Origin of the sequence: Nocardioides sp. Root140 (assembly GCF_001426745.1) — a bacterium.
Classification (GTDB): Bacteria; Actinomycetota; Actinomycetes; order Propionibacteriales; family Nocardioidaceae; genus Nocardioides.
This window is the reverse complement of record NZ_LMFI01000010.1, coordinates 89515-107678: the sequence shown is the minus strand read 5'-3', so window position 1 is coordinate 107678 and position 18164 is coordinate 89515. Positions and strand designations below refer to the sequence as shown.

Below are 18164 nucleotides of genomic sequence, written 5' to 3'. Positions count from 1 at the left end.
AATTTCGGGGGCACGGCACGGCATCGGGGTCGGCCGCCGAGTGTTGCAGTTCGACCAGTTCGACGTCCGCCGACGTACGAACTGCAACGCTCGTTCCGACCGGGAGGGCGTGGTAGACACCGGCCATGGGATTCAACTTCACGATCGCGGCGCTCGCCGACACCCGGCTCGAAGACCTGGCCGGGCTCGGCATCAGGACCACCGGGGCCACCACGTCCGGCGACCTGGCACTCGAGGAGGGCACGCCGTACGTCGGCGTCCGTGACGGCCAGCTGGTCTTCGCCTGCGCGTCGCCGGAGCTGCTCGACGAGGTGCAGCAGGTCTCGCGCGAGCTCGACGCCCGCGCCGTCGTCGCCGTGTTCGGCAGCACCGCGGACGTGCACGTCTTGTGGATGCGTGACGGCGAACGCGAGCACGAGCGGGTGCTCAACGCCGGCGACGTGATGGACTCACTCGGCGAGCCGTGGCCCGAGGAGGAGGCGGCGTTCGCCCAGGAGCAGTTCGAGTCCGACGCGGTCGCCGAGACCTTTGCCCGGCTGACCGGGGTGCAGGTGCTCGACGACGAGTGGTTGGCGGGGACCTTCCACGAGCTCGACTGGCCGTTCTCCAGCGAGTCCGAATCGCGTGAAGGGGGGCTCACCGAAGCCGCGGAGCCTGTCGATCAGGACTTCATCGAGGTCGACCGGGGCCTGCTGCAGGGCATGGCCGCCGTCCAGCGAGCGGGTCTCGCGGTGATGGTGCTGCTCGGCCTCGGCGTGCTCGCGGAGATCGCGTTCCTGGTCCTCGCGGTCACCCGGGACGAGTCGTTCGGTGTGCCGCTGCCGCACCTGGTCTTCGGGGTGCTGGCCCTGATGACCGTGCTGCTCGGCCGCCTCGATGCGGGCCGGCTGATGTGGACCGCTGCCTCCGCCGGGGTGCTCCTCTTCTCGATCGTGGTGACCGGCATCGCGCGCGACCACCACGTGGCGGTGCTGTCTGCGTACGCGGTCTATCTCGCGGTCGTGATCGGCGCCCTGCTGTGGCACGCGCAGCGGGTGAAGGCAGTACGTCGACAGCTGCCGCGCTGACCGGGTCGAGTGCCCGGTCCGGCTCGATTCCGGGGGAGGGGCACGCGGGCCGTAGACTCACCGCCCGTGGCACTCACCATCGGAATCGTCGGGCTCCCCAATGCTGGCAAGTCGACGCTCTTCAACGCACTGACCAAGAACGACGTCCTCGCGGCGAACTACCCGTTCGCGACCATCGAGCCGAACGTCGGGGTGGTCGGCGTGCCCGACGAGCGCCTGCCGAAGCTCGCCGAGGTGTTCGGATCGGCCAAGCTGCTGCCCGCGACGGTCGAGTTCGTCGACATCGCCGGCATCGTGGCCGGTGCCTCGCAGGGTGAGGGCCTGGGCAACAAGTTCCTCGCGCACATCCGTGAGTCCTCGGCGATCTGCCAGGTGACCCGGGTGTTCCGCGACGAGGACGTCACCCACGTCGACGGCAAGGTCGACCCCGGCTCCGACATCGGGACCATCCAGACCGAGCTGATCCTCGCCGACCTGCAGACGGTGGACAACGCCCTGCCGCGGTTGGAGAAGGAGGCGCGCATCAAGAAGGACGTCGCGCCCAAGGCGGAAGCGGTCAAGGAGGCCAAGGCAGCGCTCGAGGCCGGTACGCCGATCATCGCCACCAAGATCGACCGCGACCTGATCCGCGAGCTCTCACTGCTCACTGCCAAGCCGTTCATCTACGTCTTCAACTGCGACTCCGACGAGCTCGGCGACGAAGAGTTGAAGGACAGGATGCGCGCCCTCGTCGCGCCCGCCGAGGCGATCTTCCTCGACGCGAAGTTCGAGGCCGAGCTGGTCGAGCTCGACGACGACGCCGAAGCACGGGAGATGCTCGCCGAGATGGGCATCACCGAGCCCGGCCTCGACAAGCTGGCCCGGGTCGGCTTCGACACCCTCGGACTGCAGACCTACCTGACCGCCGGCCCCAAGGAGACGCGGGCCTGGACGATCCCCAAGGGCGCCACGGCTCCCGAGGCGGCCGGGGTGATCCACACCGACTTCCAGCGCGGCTTCATCAAGGCCGAGATCGTCTCGTTCGACGACCTCATCGGCCTGGGCACCATGCAGAAGGCCAAGGAGGCCGGCAAGGTGCGCATGGAGGGCAAGGACTACGTGATGGCCGACGGCGACGTCGTGGAGTTCCGCTTCAACGTCTGAGTCACGCCGTACGATCTTCTCGAGCGTCACGTCGTCCGGGCGACGCCGCACGAGGAGTGTCGATGAGCGAGCAGTCCGAAAAGCCCCAGTGGTTCATCGCCGCCGACGGCACGGTCCTCCAGACCTGGCCGCCCGGCCCCGACAACGACCGGTTGAAGTACCTGCGCCACGACACGAACCGGCGGCTGGAGCTCTCGGACCTCTACGCCCTGGACGAGCGCCTCGACGACTTCCAGAGCACCTTTGCCCGGCGTTCCAACGTGCTCCTGGTCGTGGCCGGGATCGCGGTCGTCGGCGTCGTGGTGGCGTGGCTCGTCCTGCCACGGGTGGGTGTCGGCACCAACGTCACGCTCGCCGTGACGGCGGTCTGCGTCCTGCTGTTCCTCGGTATGGGGCCTCTGGCGCGGGCAGTCAGCGGGGGCGGGCGCGGGAGTCTCGACCAGATCTACCTCGACGCGGGGATCGTGTCGTCGAACCCCAAGGTCATCAAGGACCGCGAGGCGCTGGCCCTGATCGAGGCTCCGGGAACGGTCGCCGGGCGCAAGTCCGGCTAGGTCGACCGGACGGCGGCCGGACGGTTGCCGACCGGCCAGTGACAGGATCGGACCATGACTGCAACCCTCGTGGCCCGGGGCCTGGCCGGAGGGTACGGCCACCGCACCCTCTTCGACTCCCTCGACCTGACCGTCGCACCCGGCGACGTCGTGGGAGTGGTCGGTGCCAACGGCGCCGGCAAGTCGACCCTGCTCAGGCTGCTCGCCGGCCTCGACGAGCCACTGTCCGGGTCGGTGGCACTCTCACCGGCCGACGCTTTCGTCGGGTGGCTGCCCCAGGAGCACGAACGCGTCCCCGGCGAGACCGTCTCCGGCTACGTCGCCCGCCGTACGGGCTGCGCCGCGGCGACCGCCGAGATGGATGCCGCGGCGGCAGCACTGGCCGACCCGTCGGCCTCGGTGGCCACCGGTGTCGACCCCAACGACGCCTATTCGTCGGCACTCGACCACTGGCTGGCCAGTGGCGCGGCCGACCTCGAAGACCGCCTGCCGGGCGTGCTTGCCGAGCTCGGTCTCGACCTCGACGGGACGAACGTCGAGCATGCCCTGATGACCTCGCTCTCGGGCGGGCAGGCGGCCCGTGTCGGGTTGGCCTCGCTGCTGCTCTCACGGTTCGACGTCGTGCTGCTCGACGAGCCCACCAACGACCTCGACCTCGACGGGCTCGAGAGGTTGGAGGAGTTCGTGCACGGGCTCCGTGGGGGAGTCGTGCTGGTCAGCCACGACCGCGAGTTCCTCGCCCGCTGTGTCACCCGGGTCCTGGAGCTCGACCTCGCCCAGGGCTCCAACCGCGTGTTCGGCGGTGGCTACGACGCCTACCTCGAAGAGCGCGCGACCGTGCGCCGCCACGAGCGGGAGAAGTACGACGAGTTCGCGGAGAAGAAGGCCGATCTCGTCTCCCGGGCCCGAACCCAGCGCGAGTGGTCGAGCCAGGGGGTGCGCAACGCGATCAAGAAGGCGCCGGACAACGACAAGATCAGGCGCAAGGCCGCCACCGAGTCGAGCGAGAAGCAGGCCCAGAAGGTGCGCCAGATGGAGAGCCGGATCGCCCGGCTCGAAGAGGTCGAGGAACCACGCAAGGAGTGGCAGCTCGAGTTCAGCATCGGTTCGGCTCCGCGTTCCAGCTCGGTGGTGGCGACGCTCAACGACGCGACCTTCAGCCAGGGCTCGTTCACGCTCGGGCCGGTGTCGCTGCAGGTGAACGCGGGGGAGCGGATCGGCATCACCGGACCCAACGGCGCCGGAAAGTCGACGCTGCTCCGGGCGCTGCTCGGACAACAGTCACCGGTGACCGGCACGGCGAGCCTCGGCACGAGCGTGCAGATCGGCGAGGTCGACCAGGCGCGCTCGCTGCTGGCCGGGTCCCGGCCCCTGGCCGCGGCCTTCGAAGAGCTCATGCCTGACCTGGCGTCGGGCGAGGTGCGCACCCTGCTGGCCAAGTTCGGGCTCAAGGCCGACCACGTGGGTCGCCCCGTCGACCAGCTGTCACCGGGAGAGCGCACGCGGGCCGGCCTCGCCCTGCTGCAGGCGCGGGGCGTCAACGTGCTGGTCCTCGACGAACCGACCAACCACCTCGACCTCCCCGCGATCGAGCAGCTCGAGCAGGCCCTCACGGCGTACGACGGGGCACTGCTGCTGGTCACCCATGACCGGCGCATGCTCGCCAACGTGCACACCGACCGCCTGTTGCGGGTCGAGGCGGGCCAGGTCAGGGAGCTGTAGGCGCCCCGGGGACACGCGGGTTTCCGGTCCGCAGGTTCAACCGCCGGCGTCGGGGTAGACACCCACCATGACCACCCCGACCCTGCTGCCGAACCCGACCGCAGTCGGCGTACCCACGCTCACTGCAGAAGGCGGTGCGCTGGTCGTCAGGGAGCGATGACCCGGGCGAAGTAGGCCTCCACCTGAGCGGCCGACCAGTTGCGCGACTCCCGCAGGCCTTCGGCCAGCATCGCGAGGTACGCCGGGGTGGGCCGCGTGTGCGGGACGGCGTCGAACCCGTGGGGTGCGGTGAAGGTCAGCATCGGCAGGCCGTCGCGGCGGCCGACCTCGATCAGCGTCTCGTAGTGGCCGGGCCCGGCCTCGTGGCGGCCGGTCTCGAGCCCGTTCATCACGACCTCCTCGAGCGGGTCCCCGGGCTCGGGGATGCGGAACATCTCCTGGGCGGCCACGTCGGCGAACTGCTCGGCGGTGATCAGGTAGGCGCGCGCCTCGGTCGGCCCGGGCGCGTCGTGGTCGTAGAACGCCACGCCGCCGCCCCAGTTCGCTGACTCGCCCGCGAAGTACAGCCGCCCCGGCAGCACGACGGGCACGTCGTGCACCGGCAGGGTCGCGTCGCGCGCGCCGACGTACGTCGTGACGGCTCCGCGCGGCCGGCCACCGGCGATGTACGTCGCGAGGCGGGTCCGGCTCATGTTCGAGCCGTAGCTGACGTACCAGACCTGTGCATCGCTCATCGGGCGCCATTGTGCCGGAAATGCGGTGGCACTCCGAAGCGGCCGACTGCCAGAGTGGCGGCCATGAACCCTGACGAGCTCCTGGCCGCGTACGACGAACAGCTGCGCACCGACGCCGAGACGCCCGGTGCGGCGTCCGTGACCCGCCTCGGGCCGCTGCGCCTCGTGACGTTCGCGGGAGGCCGCGGGTTCATCACCTACCAGGACCTCGGCGACGCCGACGCCGACGAGATCCGACGGCTGGTCGGCGAGGCGCTCGAGCACTACCGGGCAGACCCCGGGATCACCAAGGTGGAGTGGAAGACCCGCGGCCACGACCGGGCACCCGGACTGCACCAGGCACTGCTGGAGAACGGGTTCGTGCAGGAGGAGTCGGAGTCGATCATGATCGGCGAGGCGAAGCTGTTGGCCGGCGAGGTGGAGCTTCCCGACGGCGTGACGCTGCGGAAGGTCACCGAGCCGGACGACGTGCTCGCGATGTGCCGGATGCAGGGTGAGGTCTTCGGCGACGAGCCCGGCGACGCCGAGCAGATGACCCAGGCCATGCTGTCTCGGCTGGCCAAGGACGACGGCATGGAGCTCTGGGTCGCGGAGGCCGACGGGGTGATCGTCAGTGCCGGCCGTCTGGAGCCGGTCGCGGGCACAGAGTTCGCTGGTGTCTGGGGTGGCTCGACCCGCCCGGAATGGCGTGGCAAGGGCATCTACCGCGCACTCACCGCGGCGCGTGCCAACTCGGCGCTGGCCCGCGGGAAGACGCTGATGAACAGCGACTCGACCGAGTTCTCCCGACCGATCCTGGAGCGCTCCGGGCTGCTGAAGGTGTCGACCACGACGCCATACGAATGGCGGCGCTGAGCCACAACTGTCAAAAGTCAAAACGCTGCGCACCGCAGACGGGGGAGCGTCCGACGGGTTAGGAACGAGAGGCAAGGCAACTCTCGGGAACAACCTGGAAGGACATTCCCATGGCCATCAGGACACCGCTCGCACTCCTCGCAGCGGCTCTCACCTTCGCCGGAACCGCAGCAGTTCCGGCAGCCACCACCACGGCGTCGGCTCCCACGACTGAGCGCTCCGGCGGCTCCTCGGCGTACCTGCCCAACGACCTGGACAAGGAGCAGAACCAGCGGCTGGAACGGCAGCTCGCCGCCGCCAAGGCCCAGGCCCGGGCCGACAAGGCGGACGGCGTCGCCAAGGCCCCGGCCGCCGTCACGACTGTCTACTACGACGCGACCGACGCTCCGTCGTTCGCCAGCGAGGTCTCGGGGACCGAGCAGATCTGGAACTCGTCGGTCGGCAACGTTCAGCTCGTCGAGGACCCGAGCCGCGCGACCCTCTACTTCGAGGAGGGCTCGTCGTCCAACGGGTCCTACTACCAGGGCGACGGCCACGGCAGCGGCCTGATCTTCATCGACTACGACCAGGCCGACGTCTACGCGCCGCTGCGCATCGTCGCCCATGAGACTGGCCACGCGCTCGGCCTGCCCGACCGCTACACCCAGCCGTGCTCGAAGCTGATGTCCGGTGGTGGCCCCGGCCCGTCGTGCACGAACGCCTACCCGGACTCGGTGGAGTCCGCCGAGGTAGACACGATCTGGCAGTACGGCGTCGCGCTGCGACCCGCGGCCTGAGACTCGGCGCGGGCCTGACCGTGCGTTCCTGCGCCGGGCACGGTCAGCGTGAGTCCCGGTTGCGTGGGTGGGACCGTGCCGTGCGCTCGTTGCCGTGCTTGTAGTTGCCGGTCAGCCGGGCCATCAGCTCCTGGGCGTCGCCAGCCTCGGCGTCGTCGAGGAACTCGGTGGCGCGACGGCCCCGGAGCACGCCGGCCGGCCTGCCGTGGTGGGTGATCACGACGGTGCCGTCCTTGCGGACGGTGTGGTCGAAGCCCTCCGGCGCGTTGCTCACCGGGCCAGTCAACCGTCGCCGTACGACGACCGCCACCGCTTTTGCGTGGGGGCGGCGACTCAACCGCGACCCCGGGTGCGGCCGGCGACCAGGCCTGGCCGTCACACCCGGGGTGGGCGTGAGACCTCGCCCACGTGACCGTCACCAACGGACCGCTCGCGCGTTGCACCTGATGGCCGCACACCGCGGCCACGATGAGGAGTAGGACGCGTGGGACTGCCGTTCGCCCGATTGCTGGCGCCCCGGCCCGAGGGGCTCGAGGGGCGCGACCCCGACTTCATCCGGCGCATGCTGCCGCGACTGTGGCTGGGCACCAGCCTCTACTTCCGTCCCGAGGTCAACGGCTTCGAGAACGTGCCCGACGAGCCGGTGCTGTTCGTCGGCAACCACAGCGGCGGAGCCAACATCCCCGACACCTGGGTGTTCACGCTGGCCTACCACACGTACTTCACCGTCGAGGGTCGCCCGCTGGCCGGCCTTGGGCACAGGATCATCGCGATGACGCCGGTGGTCGGTGACTTCGCCCGCAAGTTCGGCATGGTCACCGCGGGCAACGAGAAGGCCGACGAGCTCTTCGCCGCAGGCGCCTCGGTGATGGTCTATCCCGGGGGCGATGTCGAGGCCCTGCGGCCGTGGCGCGACCGCAACAAGATCGTCTTCGACGGACGGAAGGGCTTCCTGCGGCTGGCCCACCGCAACGACGTGAAGATCGTGCCGGTGGTCGCGACCGGCGGCCAGGACACGTTCTTCGTGCTCAACGACGGCCGCGCCACCGCGAGATTCCTCAAGCTGGACAAGCTTCTGAGGCTCAAGACCCTGCCACTGTCGATCAGCTTCCCGTGGGGGCTGCTGCCCGGCGACCTGCCGCACGTCCCGCTGCCGGCGAAGATCCGCATCCAGGTGCTCCCGCCGATCGACCTGCGTGAGCTGTTCGGCGACGACCCCGACTGGGACGAGGCCTACGACTACGTCACCAGCCTCATGCAGGTCGGACTGTCGAACCTGGCCACCCGCACCGTGATCCCGGTGCTCGGCTGATGGCCACCAACGTGACCCGCACGATCGTCGTACGACGCCCACCGGAGGAGGTCGCCGCCTTCGCCACGGACCCCGACCGGCTCTTCCCGATCATGGGCGGCATCGACCGCTTCGAGCGCCTCGGGGACGGCGAGTACGACGTGTTCCTCGACGTCGGCACGATCCACGTCGGCGGTCGCGTGCTGCTCGAGAACCCTGACTCCCGCACCCTCGTGTGGCGTTCCGTGCGCGGCACCACCAGCGACTTCCGGCTCGAGGTGACCGACCACCCCGACGGGTCGTTGGTGACCTCGTCCCTGTCCCTGCGGCTCAGCGGGCTCCTGATGGCCCGGCTCTCCGAGATCCTCGGGCGCGGCATCATGGCCCGGCACCTGACGGCCGGCCTGGAGCAGCTGCGCCACCACCTGGAGTTCGACCGCTTGGCGTGACCTGGGCCACGGCGCCGCGTTGAGCAGGCATGAAGCCTCGCCTGCAGGTGTCCGGGATCGTCCTCGCTGCACTGGCCCTCGGTGCCCTGGCCCACGCTCCCTCACCTGCGGTGGCCGCCGGATCCTCGGCGGAGATTGCCCAGCCCGCACAGGCGAAACGCGTCTACCGGGAGTACGTCTCCCTCGGCGACTCGTGGTCGGCCGACGTGAAGCTCGCTGACCTGAACGGCACACCCGACACCCGCCACGTGCCGCTCGGGTGTGCACAGTCGCAGACCAACTACCCGAAGCTGCTGGCCAGGCGGCTGGGCGTCAGGGTGCACCGGGACGCCACCTGCGGGTCGGCCACCACCGACGACTTCTACCGGGCCCAGAAGCTGCCGACCGGCCAGACGAACCCGCCCCAGTTCGCGCGGCTGACCCGCACCACCGACCTGGTCACCGTCGGCATCGGTGGCAACGACGCGGGCATCGCCTCGGCGGCACTCGACTGCCTGAGCCTCCTCCCGCAGGCCCTGCCGCTTCCCGCTGGGACGGTGCCGCCGCTGCCGAGTCTCGGACTCCCGCTGGTGCCGGGTCAGCTGCCGCTCGGCGGCTGCAAGGAGCGCTTCACGGCCGGGGGAGTCGACGTGCTCGCCAAGCAGATCAAGGCCTCCGAGCCCAAGCTGGTGCGTGCCCTGCGCCAGATCCACCAGCGCTCACCGAGGGCGCGGATCCTGATGGTCGACTACCTCGCCGCCGTACCGACGCACACCTGCTACCCGCAGCTGCCGATGACCGAGTCGGACCGTGCCTACCTCTACCAGACCTTCCGCAGCCTCAACTCGATGGTGCAGCGGGCCGCACGGAAGGGCGGTGCCGAGTTCGTCGACACCTACACCCCGTCGATCGGGCACGACGTCTGCGCCCCACCGGACAAGCGGTACGTCGAAGTGGTCGGAGTGTCCGTCAACGGTCCGGCCGTCGGAGTGCCCGCCCACCCGAACTCCGCCGGCGCCGCGGCGCAGTTCCGCGCGGTGCTCGAGCAGGTCCGCAGCCGGTGAGCGGTGCCCGCTGACAGGCGATTCGGGTGGACGGCAAGCGCAACCAGCCAGGCGTTGAGTGCACGATTTCGGTCGTTTCCGGGCCTGGGCACGACATCAATCGTGCGCTCGCGGTCGGCTCAGGCAGCGCGCAGCGGTTCGCCGACGGAGTGCATGTGGCGCAGGGCGATCGTGTAGGACTCGACCAGCCCTGCCTCGGCGTACTCCACGCCGCGCTCGGCGCAGAAGTCCCGCACCATCGGCCGTGCCTGGCGCAGGTTGGCGCACGGCATGCTCGGGAACAGGTGGTGCTCGATCTGGTAGTTCAGTCCGCCGAGGGCGACGTCGACCACCGGGCCGCCGCGCACGTTGCGCGAGGTGAGCACCTGCTTGCGCAGGTAGTCGGGTTCGCGGTCGCCGGTCAGCGTCGGCATGCCCTTGTGGTTGGGCGCGAACGAGCAGCCGAGGTAGAGGCCGAAGACGGCCTGGTTGAGCAGGATGAAGGCGATGGCGAGCCCGGGGGAGAGCACGGTGAAGACCAGGCTGAGGTAGATCACGAAGTGGGCCAGCAGGAGGCCACCTTCGAGGCGGCGCTCCTTGAGGCCCGGCTTCAACACGGCGCGCACACTCGAGATGTGCAGGTTGAACGCCTCGAGGGTCAGCAGTGGGAAGAAGAGGAACGCCTCGTACTTCCCGATGAAGCGGGCCGCCCCGCTGGCGTTGCGGGCCTGGTCCTGCGACCAGACCAGCAGGTCGGGTGAGACGTCGGGGTCGAGCTCCTCGTGGTTCGGGTTCGCGTGGTGACGGGTGTGCTTGTCCATCCACCAGCCGTAGCTCATGCCCACGCCGAGGTTGCCGACCAGGCGACCCGCGATCTCGCTCGGTCGCCGGGTCCGGAAGACCTGGCGGTGCGCGATGTCGTGGGCCAGCAGGGCAAGTTGCGCGAACACGACAGCGAGTACGACGGCCGTGACCAGCTGCCACCAGGTGCTCCCGATGGCCACGAACGACGCCCAGCCCACGACGACCGCCGTGCCGAGCAGGGCGAAGCGTGCGGCGTAGTAGCCGGGGCGGCGGTCGAGAAGGCCGGCGTCGTCGATGCGGCGCCGCAGCTCGGCGAAGTCGGATCCGCCGTGATCGCGGCGGCTGGTCGGCTCGGTGTGCAGGTCGATGCTCATGCTTCGAGTCAACGCCTCTTACGAGTCTGACGCGAGGGCGCTCGGACCCGTCTCCAGGTGGTGCCAGCACCACTGTCGGTCATCGGGCTGCCACGATGGGCGGCACAACGACTTCCGAGGAGGCACCCGTGCAGGCGCTGGAGACCGACGTACTCGTGATCGGTTGGGGCAAGGCGGGCAAGACGCTCGCCGGTGCCCTCGGCCGGGCCGGGCAGCGCGTGGTCATGGTGGAGCAGTCCGACGAGATGTACGGCGGCACGTGCATCAACATCGGCTGCGTGCCGACCAAGGCGCTCGTGCACCAGGCGGAGAGGCGCCGGGAGGGTGACGACCCGCAGGCCTGGTTCACCGACGCGGTGGCCTTCCGCGACACCCTCATCGGCAAGCTGCGCGCGAAGAACTTCGAGATGCTCGACGTCGTCGACACCGTCACCGCGCTGACCGGACGCGCGACGTTCGTCGACGAGCACACCGTCGAGGTCACCGGCGGCGACGACGTGCTGCGGGTGCGCGCCGACACGATCATCGTCAACACCGGCTCGGTGCCTGTGCTTCCCGACCTGCCCGGGCTGGTCGACAACCCGGTGGTGTACACCAGCACGACCCTCCAGCACGTCGATCCGTTGCCGGCCGAGCTGGTCGTGGTCGGGGGCGGGCCGATCGGTCTCGAGTTCGCGGGCATGTTCGCCCGGTTCGGCTCACACGTCACGGTGCTCGACCGCGGCGCACGCCTGCTGATGCGCGAGGACGAGGACGTCGCGGCCGCCGTGCGTGGCTCCCTCGAGGAGGTCGGGGTGACGTTCGTGCAGGGCGCGAAGGTCACCGCGATCGACGGCGCCGTCGTCCGGCACGAGGTCGACGGCGAGGCACGGGAGATCACGGCCGGTGCCGTGCTCGTCGCCGTCGGCCGACACCCGGCCACCGACGGGCTCGGCCTCGACGCCGCCGGCATCGAGATGACCGAGAAGGGGGCGATCGCGGTCGACGAGCACCTGCGCACCAGCCGACCGCACGTCTTCGCGGTCGGCGACGTCAACGGCGGGCCGCAGTTCACCTACGTCTCCTACGACGACCACCGCATCGTGCTCGACCAGCTCACCGGGTCCGGAACCCGCACCACCGGCGACCGGGTCGCCGTGCCCACCACGACGTTCCTCACCCCGCCGTTGGGACGGGTCGGCGTCACGGAGGCAGAGGCCCGTGAGCAGGGGCGCGCCGTGAAGGTGGCCGCGAAGCCGGTGGCCGCGATCGCCGCCATGCCCCGGCCCAAGATCGTGGGGGAGACCCACGGCCTGATCAAGTTCGTCGTCGACGCGGACACCGACGAGGTGCTGGGCGCGGCACTGTTCTGCATCGACGCGCAGGAGCTGGTCAACCTGGTCGCGCTGGCCATGCGCGCCGGGGCGACCGCCTCGCAGCTGCGCGACGGCATCTGGACCCACCCGTCGAGCACCGAGTCGTTCAACGAGGTGCTGGCCGGGCTCGCCTGAGCTGTCGCCGGTTCGAAACTGGCGACGGGTCAGCTCAGACTCACGACGGGTCAGTGGGAACTGGCGACGGGTCGGTGGGTTGCTCGGCCTTCTCCTCGACGCCGAGGACGATCAGCACCTGCGCGACCACGTAGGTGAGCATCACCCAGAAGTCGCTGTGCGGGATCTCGAGGTCGCTGAACGCGTCGAGGGCGATCATCGCGTCGGAGACCAGGAACGTCGTGCCGCCGACCCAGACCAGGCCGTTGACGCCGGTGGCCAGGACCGCCATCGCGCCGAGGCATCCGCCGTAGATGAGGACCGGGATCAACAGGACACCGGCGCCGGCTGCGCACAGCGTGACCAGCACGATGACGAACACGACGTACGGCGCCAGCGCGATGCGTCCGACGTGCAGCACCGAGCGGTCGGCGTACGGCAGGAAGGCGTTGACGTAGGTGAGCTGGGCCAGCAGGAAGCAGCCGACCATCACCAGGAAGTCGGCGTCGCCGGAGAAGAACCCCGGCAGTGCGTCGCCCAGCCACGAGAACACCAGTGCCAGAAGGGTGAGCCGGGCCAGTCGGCTGCGGCCCGAGCGGGTGTCGAGCCACAGGGCCCCGGCCAGCAACGGCATCAGCAGCCACTGGGTGCCGTCGGCAACCCGGCCCTGTGCCATCCACTGCGCCCACAGGTGGACGCCGGTCACGGCCGAGAGCAGTCCGAGCAGGGCGACGGACAGGAGGGGACGCGGCATCAGGCACGACTCCGATCACGAGTGAGGTATCCGATCAGGATGCCGATCGCGACGCCGATCACGGTCTCGACACCCCGGTCGAAGAGCAGGGTGCGGGTAGGGATGGGTGCGGCCAGGTGCACCATCAGCAGGGCCAGCGGAGTGATCACCACCAGCGCGAGTGCGTAGTTGCGACCGACCAGCAGCTCGGCGCCCACCTGCAGCACGACGACCACCAGGATCAGCGCCAGACCGCCCGGGTCGAGCCAGAGCAGGAGCCCGGCGGTGAGCAGTCCGAGACCGGTGCCGACGACGCGCTGGACGCCACGCACCGTCTGGGGGAGCAGGTCACGGGCGGCCAACGGCACCACGGCGGAGACCATCGCCCAGTAGGGGTGCCCGATGCCGATCGCAGTGGCCACGCCGCCGGCGACCACCACGCCGACGACGTTGCGGGCGACGTGGCGCCCGGCCGCCGAGCTGCGCCTGGGGTGCCACGCCGACACCTGTCCGCCGGGTCGGCGTACGGCACGCCAGAGGTGCCCCGTCGAACCGATCGCGACGGCGAAGAGGGCGGAGCTGCCCGCGACCAGGCACCCGGTCACGATGTCGCCGGGCTGCGCGGGGATCGAGGCGACGGCCGCGAAGGCGAAGATCATGAACAGCGGCCCGGGCGGGTGCCACTCCTCCAGGTCGGAGACCCACGAGCCGACCCCGGCGACCAGACCGGCCACCGGTACGGCGAGCCAGGCCCGGTGCGGCGACATGCCGACCAGCACGCCGACCCCGACCGACACGGTGAGGGCGAGCGCGAGGGTCAGTTGCAGCTGGAGCCGGGCGCGCCCGGTGCGTTGGCGTCCGTAGAGGGAGGTGAAGGCGCCGAACGCTGCGTAGATGGACCAGTCGAGGTGGCCCATCGACCACAGCACGACCAAGGGCACGAACACCGAGACCCCGGCCCGCATGGCCACCCGGTGCGCGCCGCCGTGTGGCCCGAACCGGAGGGCGTCACGGGCGATGTCGCGGTGTCGGATCACGGCCCCCATCATCCATGGAGGGGCAGGGTGACCGAGCGCACGGTCCGATGCATCGTGCGGTGTCGCCGAGCCCTCCTAGGATCAACGGCATGGGAACTGAGTTCGACCGTGACATCGAGGTCACCGCCAACGGCACCGGGGAGCACACCGTCGAGCTGGGCGAGGGGTGGGTCGTCGGTGGTGGCGTCAACGGCGGCTACCTGCTCGCGGTCATCGGCAATGCCCTGCGCGAGGCCGCGCCCGGCAAGCCCGACCCGATCTCGGTGAGCGCCTACTACCTCTCCGCCTCGACGCCCGGTCCGGCCACGGTGCGCTCCCGCGTGATCCGTGACGGTGGCAGCGTGGCCACCCTCGCCGCCGATCTCAGCCAGGACGGCGCCGACCGGATCACCGTGCTCGCGACGTACGGCGACCTGTCCGGTCTGCCCGACGACGTGCGCACGTCGGCCGTCGAGCCCGAGCTTCCGCCGCTGGAGCAGTGCCTGCCGACCTCGGCGGCACCAGAGAAGCTCAAGAAGACCGCCCCGCTCCTCTCGCGCTTCGACCTCCGCCTCGACCCGGCGTACGCCGGCTGGGCGGTCGGGCAGCCCAGCGGCAACGGCGTCGTCCAGGGCTGGATCCGGCTCGCCGACGCGCGTGAACCCGACGCGCTGTCACTCCTGCTGATGGTCGACGCGCTGCCGCCGGCCACCTACGACCTGGGCCTGCCCGGCTGGGCGCCGACGCTCGAGCTGACCGCGCACGTGCGGGCGATCCCGGCGCCGGGCTGGCTCAAGGTGCGCCATGCGACGCGCAACGTCGCCGGAGGCATGTTCGAGGAGGACTGCGAGGTCTGGGACTCCGCCGGACGCCTCGTCGCGCAGTCCCGTCAGCTGGCCCGCGCCCCCCGCTGACCCTTGTCCTTTCCCTCGCGAACCGTGGGTTTTTGATGCGCGAGCCGTGGATTCTTGCGCCTCGAGCCGTGGATTCTTGCGGTCTCTCAGGACCGCTTGTCGAACCACTTCTTCCGCATAGAGAAGATCCAGCGGCGGTTCGGGTGCTCGGTGACCGACCACAGCTCCTGGCGTGAAGGCCAGTAGGACAGGTCCTCGCACCCGATCGGCGTGGCCCACTTGTGCTTGCGGAAGTCGCCGGGCCTGCCGACGTACACGTTGCCCGGGAAGACCGGCCCGTTGGACGCGGTCGCGTAGTAGTGGCCGCCGGTGACCGCGATGCCCTGCATCTGGACGACGCCACCGTCGTCGAGCATCAGCGGCCGCGAGTAGCCGTCGTCGCCCAGCACGAGGTGCATGCTCTCGGCGTCGATCGGATAGCGCGCGAGCCGCGTGGTCTGCTTGCCGCGGCCGTATTCGCCGACGACCAGCTCGGGCGGGTCGGCCGAACGGTCCAGCGACATGAACGAGTAGCGCAAGCGGTCGAGACCCTCGTCGGAGTAGGCCTTGTAGGAGAACCGGACCGGCAGCACGTAGCGGTAGCCGAACGACGCGACCTTGTCCTCGGCCGCGCCGAGCTTGAGCCGGTCGAGGACGCCGCGCTCGTCGGGTACGCGCAGGATGTCATCGACCCGGCAGGTCATGATTCCCTTCGAGGTGGCCGCGATGTGGAGGTACGGCCCCGCCCACACGATGCCGCCGGCGTGCACCTTGAGCGGTGCCAGCTTCATCTCGCCGTCCTCGCCGAGGGTCGGTACGACGAGCAGGACGTGGCGGTACTTCAGCGTCTCGAGGTCGACGATGCTGATGCGCGACCCCTTGTTCACGCCCTCGGTCTCCTTGGCGTACCAGGTCGTGACCAGCAGTCGTCGGCCGTCGAAGTCCTCGGTGTCGGATGCGTCCGCCGAGGTGGTGATGCCCTGCGGCCACCACCGCGCGCTGCGGCAGTCGGAGCGGTCCCACCGGTAGGCGCGGTGCACGGCCCGACCGAACGCGAAGAAGCTGCGTCGGGCCTGGCGGTTCAGGTCCTTGAGGACCCCCTCCAACCCGACCCTGCCACCGAGCCGGTCGGCCAGCGCGTCGATCTCGTCGATGTTCTCGTCGGTGCGGTGCAGGTGGACGCCCTGCACGAACTCGAAGGCCATGGCCCCACCGTAGCGATCGCGGCCACGACCCTCCTCGGGACGTGGCAGGCTGACGCACCATGAAGCCCGTCGTCGGTGCCGCCATCGTCCGTCACGGGTGCGTGCTCGCTGCCCGGCGTACGTCGCCGCCCGACGCCGCCGGCCGCTGGGAGTTCCCCGGCGGCAAGGTCGAGCCCGGCGAGTCGCCGGCCGACGCGCTGGTGCGCGAGATCGCCGAGGAGCTCGGCTGCGTCGTGCGGGTCAGGAGCTGGCTCGACGGCGTGGTGCCGATCGGCTCGACGCACGAGCTGCGCGTGGCAGTGGTCGACCTCGTCGACGGCGAGCCGGAGCCGACCGAGCACGACGCCCTGCGCTGGCTGACGCCCGAGGAGCTCGACGACGTCGACTGGCTTCAGCCCGACCGCCCGTTCCTGGGTCAGCTTGCTGGGATACTGGACGCGTGAGAGGCATCTTCTTCGAGGAGGACGACGCGCGGGCCGTCGTCGCCCAGCTGCAGCGCGAGGGGTGGGAGGCCTCCGTCGTGCGCGAGCGTCTGGCCGGTGAGGACGACGACGAGGACCACCCGTGGGCGGTGCTCACGGATGCGCCGCCGTTCCAGTTCGAGATGCTGATCGACCAGTACGACGGGTGGATGGACACCGACGACGTGCCGGCCGGCCCGTCCGTCGTCGTACCCCCGCTCGACCTGCCGACCGCGCCGAAGCGCATCAAGCGACCGACGGCTGAATAAAAGCTGGAGCCCGCTCACTAGGCTGGTCCCATGAATGACCAGCGACTGCTCCTCGTGCACGCCCACCCCGACGACGAGTCGATCGGCCAGGGCGCGACCATGGCCAGGTACGTCGCCGAGGGCAGGGGCGTCACGCTCGTCACCTGTACGGCAGGCGAGATGGGCGAGATCCTCGTGAAGGAGCTCGAGCACCTCGCTGCCGACAAGGACGACCAGCTCGGTGAGCACCGGCGCGGCGAGCTCGAGGACGCGATGAAGGAGCTCGGTGTCTCCGACCACCGCTTCCTCGGCGGCTTCGGCACCTACCGCGACTCCGGCATGAAATGGCACGAGGACGGCCACGCCGTGGCGGCCGACCTGCCAGAAAATGGGAGTGGTCACGAGAACGCCTTCTGGCACGCCGACCTCACCGAGGCGGCCGACCACCTGGTGAAGGTGATCCGCGAGGTCCGGCCGCAGGTGCTGGTCACCTACGACCAGTTCGGCGGCTACGGGCACCCCGACCACATCCAGGCCCACCGCGTGGCGATGTACGCCGCACAGCTGGCCGCCGTGACGTCGTACAAGCTCGACCTCGGTGAGCCCTGGGAGATCGCGAAGATCTACTGGGGCGCGATGAGCGAGAACAAGATGCGCGAGAGCCTGCGGGCGATCCGTGAGTCGGGTGACACCGAGTCGTTCGAGGGCATGGAGCCCGACGGCGACCTCGGGCCGTTCGTGACGCCCGACGAGCTGATCGCGGCGCGCGTCGACGGCAGCGGCTTCATCGACCGCAAGATGGCCGCGCTCAAGGCGCACACCACCCAGATCGAGCAGGACGGGTTCTTCTTCTCGGGCGCCGAGAGCGGGCACGCGTTCTGGGCCGACGAATACTTCCGGCTTGCCAAGGGCACGCCCGGCCCGGTCGGCGACGACGGCCTCGAGGCCGACCTGTTCGCGGGTCTGTGACGCGCTTCATGGCGTGGCCGCCCCGCGGCATCCTGCTCGTTGCCGTCGTGATCGTCGCCGCGCTGATCGGCGGCGGCACGGCCATCGCGTCAGTGCTGGTTCACGAGAAGTCGTGGGCCTGGTTGGCGCTGGCGCTGGCTGCCCCGTTGAGCGCGACCTGGGCGCTGTCGGCAGGCTGGTTGCGCAGCGGATTCGGTCTCGGCTGGCTGGCCATGGTGTTCCTGCTCCTGCAGACCCGACCCGAGGGTGACTACGTCGTGCTCTCCAGCGCGCGCGGCTACGGGCTGCTGGTCGGTGGCCTGGCGATGCTGGTCTTCGTGATCGTGACGCTGCCCGTGAGGCGGCGCACCGACGAATCTGGATAGGCCACCCGCGCCGT

The 18164-nt window shown here is 70.2% G+C and carries 21 protein-coding genes; 15 read left to right on the top strand and 6 right to left on the bottom strand.

Going from position 1 to position 18164, the window contains the following annotated elements:
• Positions 1–125: 125 nt before the first annotated feature.
• From ASD30_RS11015 to ASD30_RS11000, 4 genes are all read left to right on the top strand, one after another.
• On the top strand, positions 126–1067 hold the full coding sequence (locus tag ASD30_RS11015; protein WP_056681376.1) for a hypothetical protein: 942 nt from the start codon (positions 126–128) through the stop codon (positions 1065–1067).
• Between the two features lie 66 nt (positions 1068–1133).
• On the top strand, positions 1134–2210 hold the full coding sequence (gene ychF, locus ASD30_RS11010; protein WP_056681375.1) for a redox-regulated ATPase YchF: 1077 nt from the start codon (positions 1134–1136) through the stop codon (positions 2208–2210).
• A gap of 62 nt (positions 2211–2272) precedes the next feature.
• Positions 2273–2764, top strand: a complete 492-nt coding sequence (locus ASD30_RS11005; protein ID WP_056681374.1) for a hypothetical protein — start codon at positions 2273–2275, stop codon at positions 2762–2764.
• 54 nt (positions 2765–2818) lie between these two features.
• On the top strand, positions 2819–4486 hold the full coding sequence (locus ASD30_RS11000) for an ABC-F family ATP-binding cassette domain-containing protein (protein WP_056681373.1): 1668 nt from the start codon (positions 2819–2821) through the stop codon (positions 4484–4486).
• Between the two features lie 146 nt (positions 4487–4632).
• Here ASD30_RS11000 and ASD30_RS10995 read toward each other — a convergent pair whose 3' ends face one another.
• Positions 4633–5220, bottom strand: a complete 588-nt coding sequence (locus ASD30_RS10995) for a hypothetical protein (protein WP_056681372.1) — start codon at positions 5218–5220, stop codon at positions 4633–4635.
• A gap of 63 nt (positions 5221–5283) precedes the next feature.
• Between ASD30_RS10995 and ASD30_RS10990 the strand changes: the two genes are divergently transcribed.
• The gene (locus tag ASD30_RS10990) at positions 5284–6075 is read left to right on the top strand and encodes a GNAT family N-acetyltransferase (RefSeq protein ID WP_056684820.1); all 792 of its coding nucleotides are present in this window, start codon (positions 5284–5286) and stop codon (positions 6073–6075) included.
• Between the two features lie 110 nt (positions 6076–6185).
• Positions 6186–6851, top strand: a complete 666-nt coding sequence (locus ASD30_RS10985) for a snapalysin family zinc-dependent metalloprotease (protein ID WP_057294810.1) — start codon at positions 6186–6188, stop codon at positions 6849–6851.
• Positions 6852–6894: 43 nt separating this feature from the next.
• Here the strand turns inward: ASD30_RS10985 and ASD30_RS10980 are convergent, their stop codons facing one another.
• Positions 6895–7125 carry a hypothetical protein gene (locus ASD30_RS10980; RefSeq protein ID WP_056681371.1) on the bottom strand — a complete coding sequence of 77 codons (231 nt, stop codon included), beginning with the start codon at positions 7123–7125 and terminating at the stop codon, positions 6895–6897.
• Between the two features lie 210 nt (positions 7126–7335).
• Here ASD30_RS10980 and ASD30_RS10975 point away from each other — a divergent pair, with 210 nt between their 5' ends.
• Genes ASD30_RS10975 through ASD30_RS10965 form a run of 3 tightly spaced genes read left to right on the top strand, consistent with a single transcriptional unit; the run spans position 7336 to position 9634 of the window.
• Positions 7336–8163, top strand: a complete 828-nt coding sequence (locus ASD30_RS10975; protein ID WP_056681370.1) for a lysophospholipid acyltransferase family protein — start codon at positions 7336–7338, stop codon at positions 8161–8163.
• Positions 8163–8591, top strand: coding sequence for an SRPBCC family protein (locus tag ASD30_RS10970; protein ID WP_056681369.1), 429 nt, complete (start codon positions 8163–8165; stop codon positions 8589–8591). Before ASD30_RS10975 ends, ASD30_RS10970 begins: the two co-directional genes overlap by 1 nt.
• A 29-nt stretch (positions 8592–8620) precedes the next feature.
• On the top strand, positions 8621–9634 hold the full coding sequence (locus tag ASD30_RS10965) for an SGNH/GDSL hydrolase family protein (protein WP_056681368.1): 1014 nt from the start codon (positions 8621–8623) through the stop codon (positions 9632–9634).
• 119 nt (positions 9635–9753) lie between these two features.
• Here ASD30_RS10965 and ASD30_RS10960 read toward each other — a convergent pair whose 3' ends face one another.
• The gene (locus ASD30_RS10960; RefSeq protein ID WP_056681367.1) at positions 9754–10791 is read right to left on the bottom strand and encodes a fatty acid desaturase family protein; all 1038 of its coding nucleotides are present in this window, start codon (positions 10789–10791) and stop codon (positions 9754–9756) included.
• A 95-nt stretch (positions 10792–10886) separates the two neighbouring features.
• Between ASD30_RS10960 and ASD30_RS10955 the strand changes: the two genes are divergently transcribed.
• Entirely contained in the window at positions 10887–12281 is a 1395-nt protein-coding gene (locus tag ASD30_RS10955) for an FAD-dependent oxidoreductase (RefSeq protein ID WP_200951140.1), read from the top strand.
• Between the two features lie 40 nt (positions 12282–12321).
• Here ASD30_RS10955 and ASD30_RS10950 read toward each other — a convergent pair whose 3' ends face one another.
• Both ASD30_RS10950 and ASD30_RS10945 read right to left on the bottom strand, forming a co-directional pair.
• Positions 12322–13014 (bottom strand): lysoplasmalogenase, encoded by a 693-nt coding sequence (locus tag ASD30_RS10950; RefSeq protein ID WP_056681366.1) that lies wholly within the window; start codon positions 13012–13014, stop codon positions 12322–12324.
• Entirely contained in the window at positions 13014–14030 is a 1017-nt protein-coding gene (locus tag ASD30_RS10945; protein ID WP_235532565.1) for an FUSC family protein, read from the bottom strand. The genes ASD30_RS10950 and ASD30_RS10945 overlap by 1 nt, the downstream gene beginning before the upstream one ends.
• Before the next feature lie 89 nt (positions 14031–14119).
• On the opposite strand from ASD30_RS10945, the gene ASD30_RS10940 reads away from it, so the two are divergent.
• Positions 14120–14923: a thioesterase family protein gene (locus tag ASD30_RS10940; RefSeq protein WP_082563765.1), complete on the top strand. Its 804-nt coding sequence runs from the start codon at positions 14120–14122 to the stop codon at positions 14921–14923.
• Positions 14924–15009: 86 nt separating this feature from the next.
• On the opposite strand, the gene ASD30_RS10935 is transcribed toward ASD30_RS10940, so the two are convergent.
• Entirely contained in the window at positions 15010–16107 is a 1098-nt protein-coding gene (locus tag ASD30_RS10935) for a hypothetical protein (protein WP_056681365.1), read from the bottom strand.
• A gap of 59 nt (positions 16108–16166) precedes the next feature.
• On the opposite strand from ASD30_RS10935, the gene ASD30_RS10930 reads away from it, so the two are divergent.
• Genes ASD30_RS10930 through ASD30_RS10915 form a run of 4 tightly spaced genes read left to right on the top strand, consistent with a single transcriptional unit; the run spans position 16167 to position 18150 of the window.
• Positions 16167–16550 (top strand): (deoxy)nucleoside triphosphate pyrophosphohydrolase, encoded by a 384-nt coding sequence (locus ASD30_RS10930; protein ID WP_056681364.1) that lies wholly within the window; start codon positions 16167–16169, stop codon positions 16548–16550.
• A complete protein-coding gene (locus ASD30_RS10925) occupies positions 16547–16837 on the top strand; it encodes a hypothetical protein (protein ID WP_056681363.1) in 291 nt (96 codons plus the stop codon). The genes ASD30_RS10930 and ASD30_RS10925 overlap by 4 nt, the downstream gene beginning before the upstream one ends.
• A gap of 30 nt (positions 16838–16867) precedes the next feature.
• Positions 16868–17785 (top strand): N-acetyl-1-D-myo-inositol-2-amino-2-deoxy-alpha-D-glucopyranoside deacetylase, encoded by a 918-nt coding sequence (mshB, locus tag ASD30_RS10920; protein ID WP_056681362.1) that lies wholly within the window; start codon positions 16868–16870, stop codon positions 17783–17785.
• Between the two features lie 8 nt (positions 17786–17793).
• Positions 17794–18150 (top strand): hypothetical protein, encoded by a 357-nt coding sequence (locus tag ASD30_RS10915; protein ID WP_156388494.1) that lies wholly within the window; start codon positions 17794–17796, stop codon positions 18148–18150.
• The last annotated feature ends 14 nt before the right edge of the window (positions 18151–18164 follow it).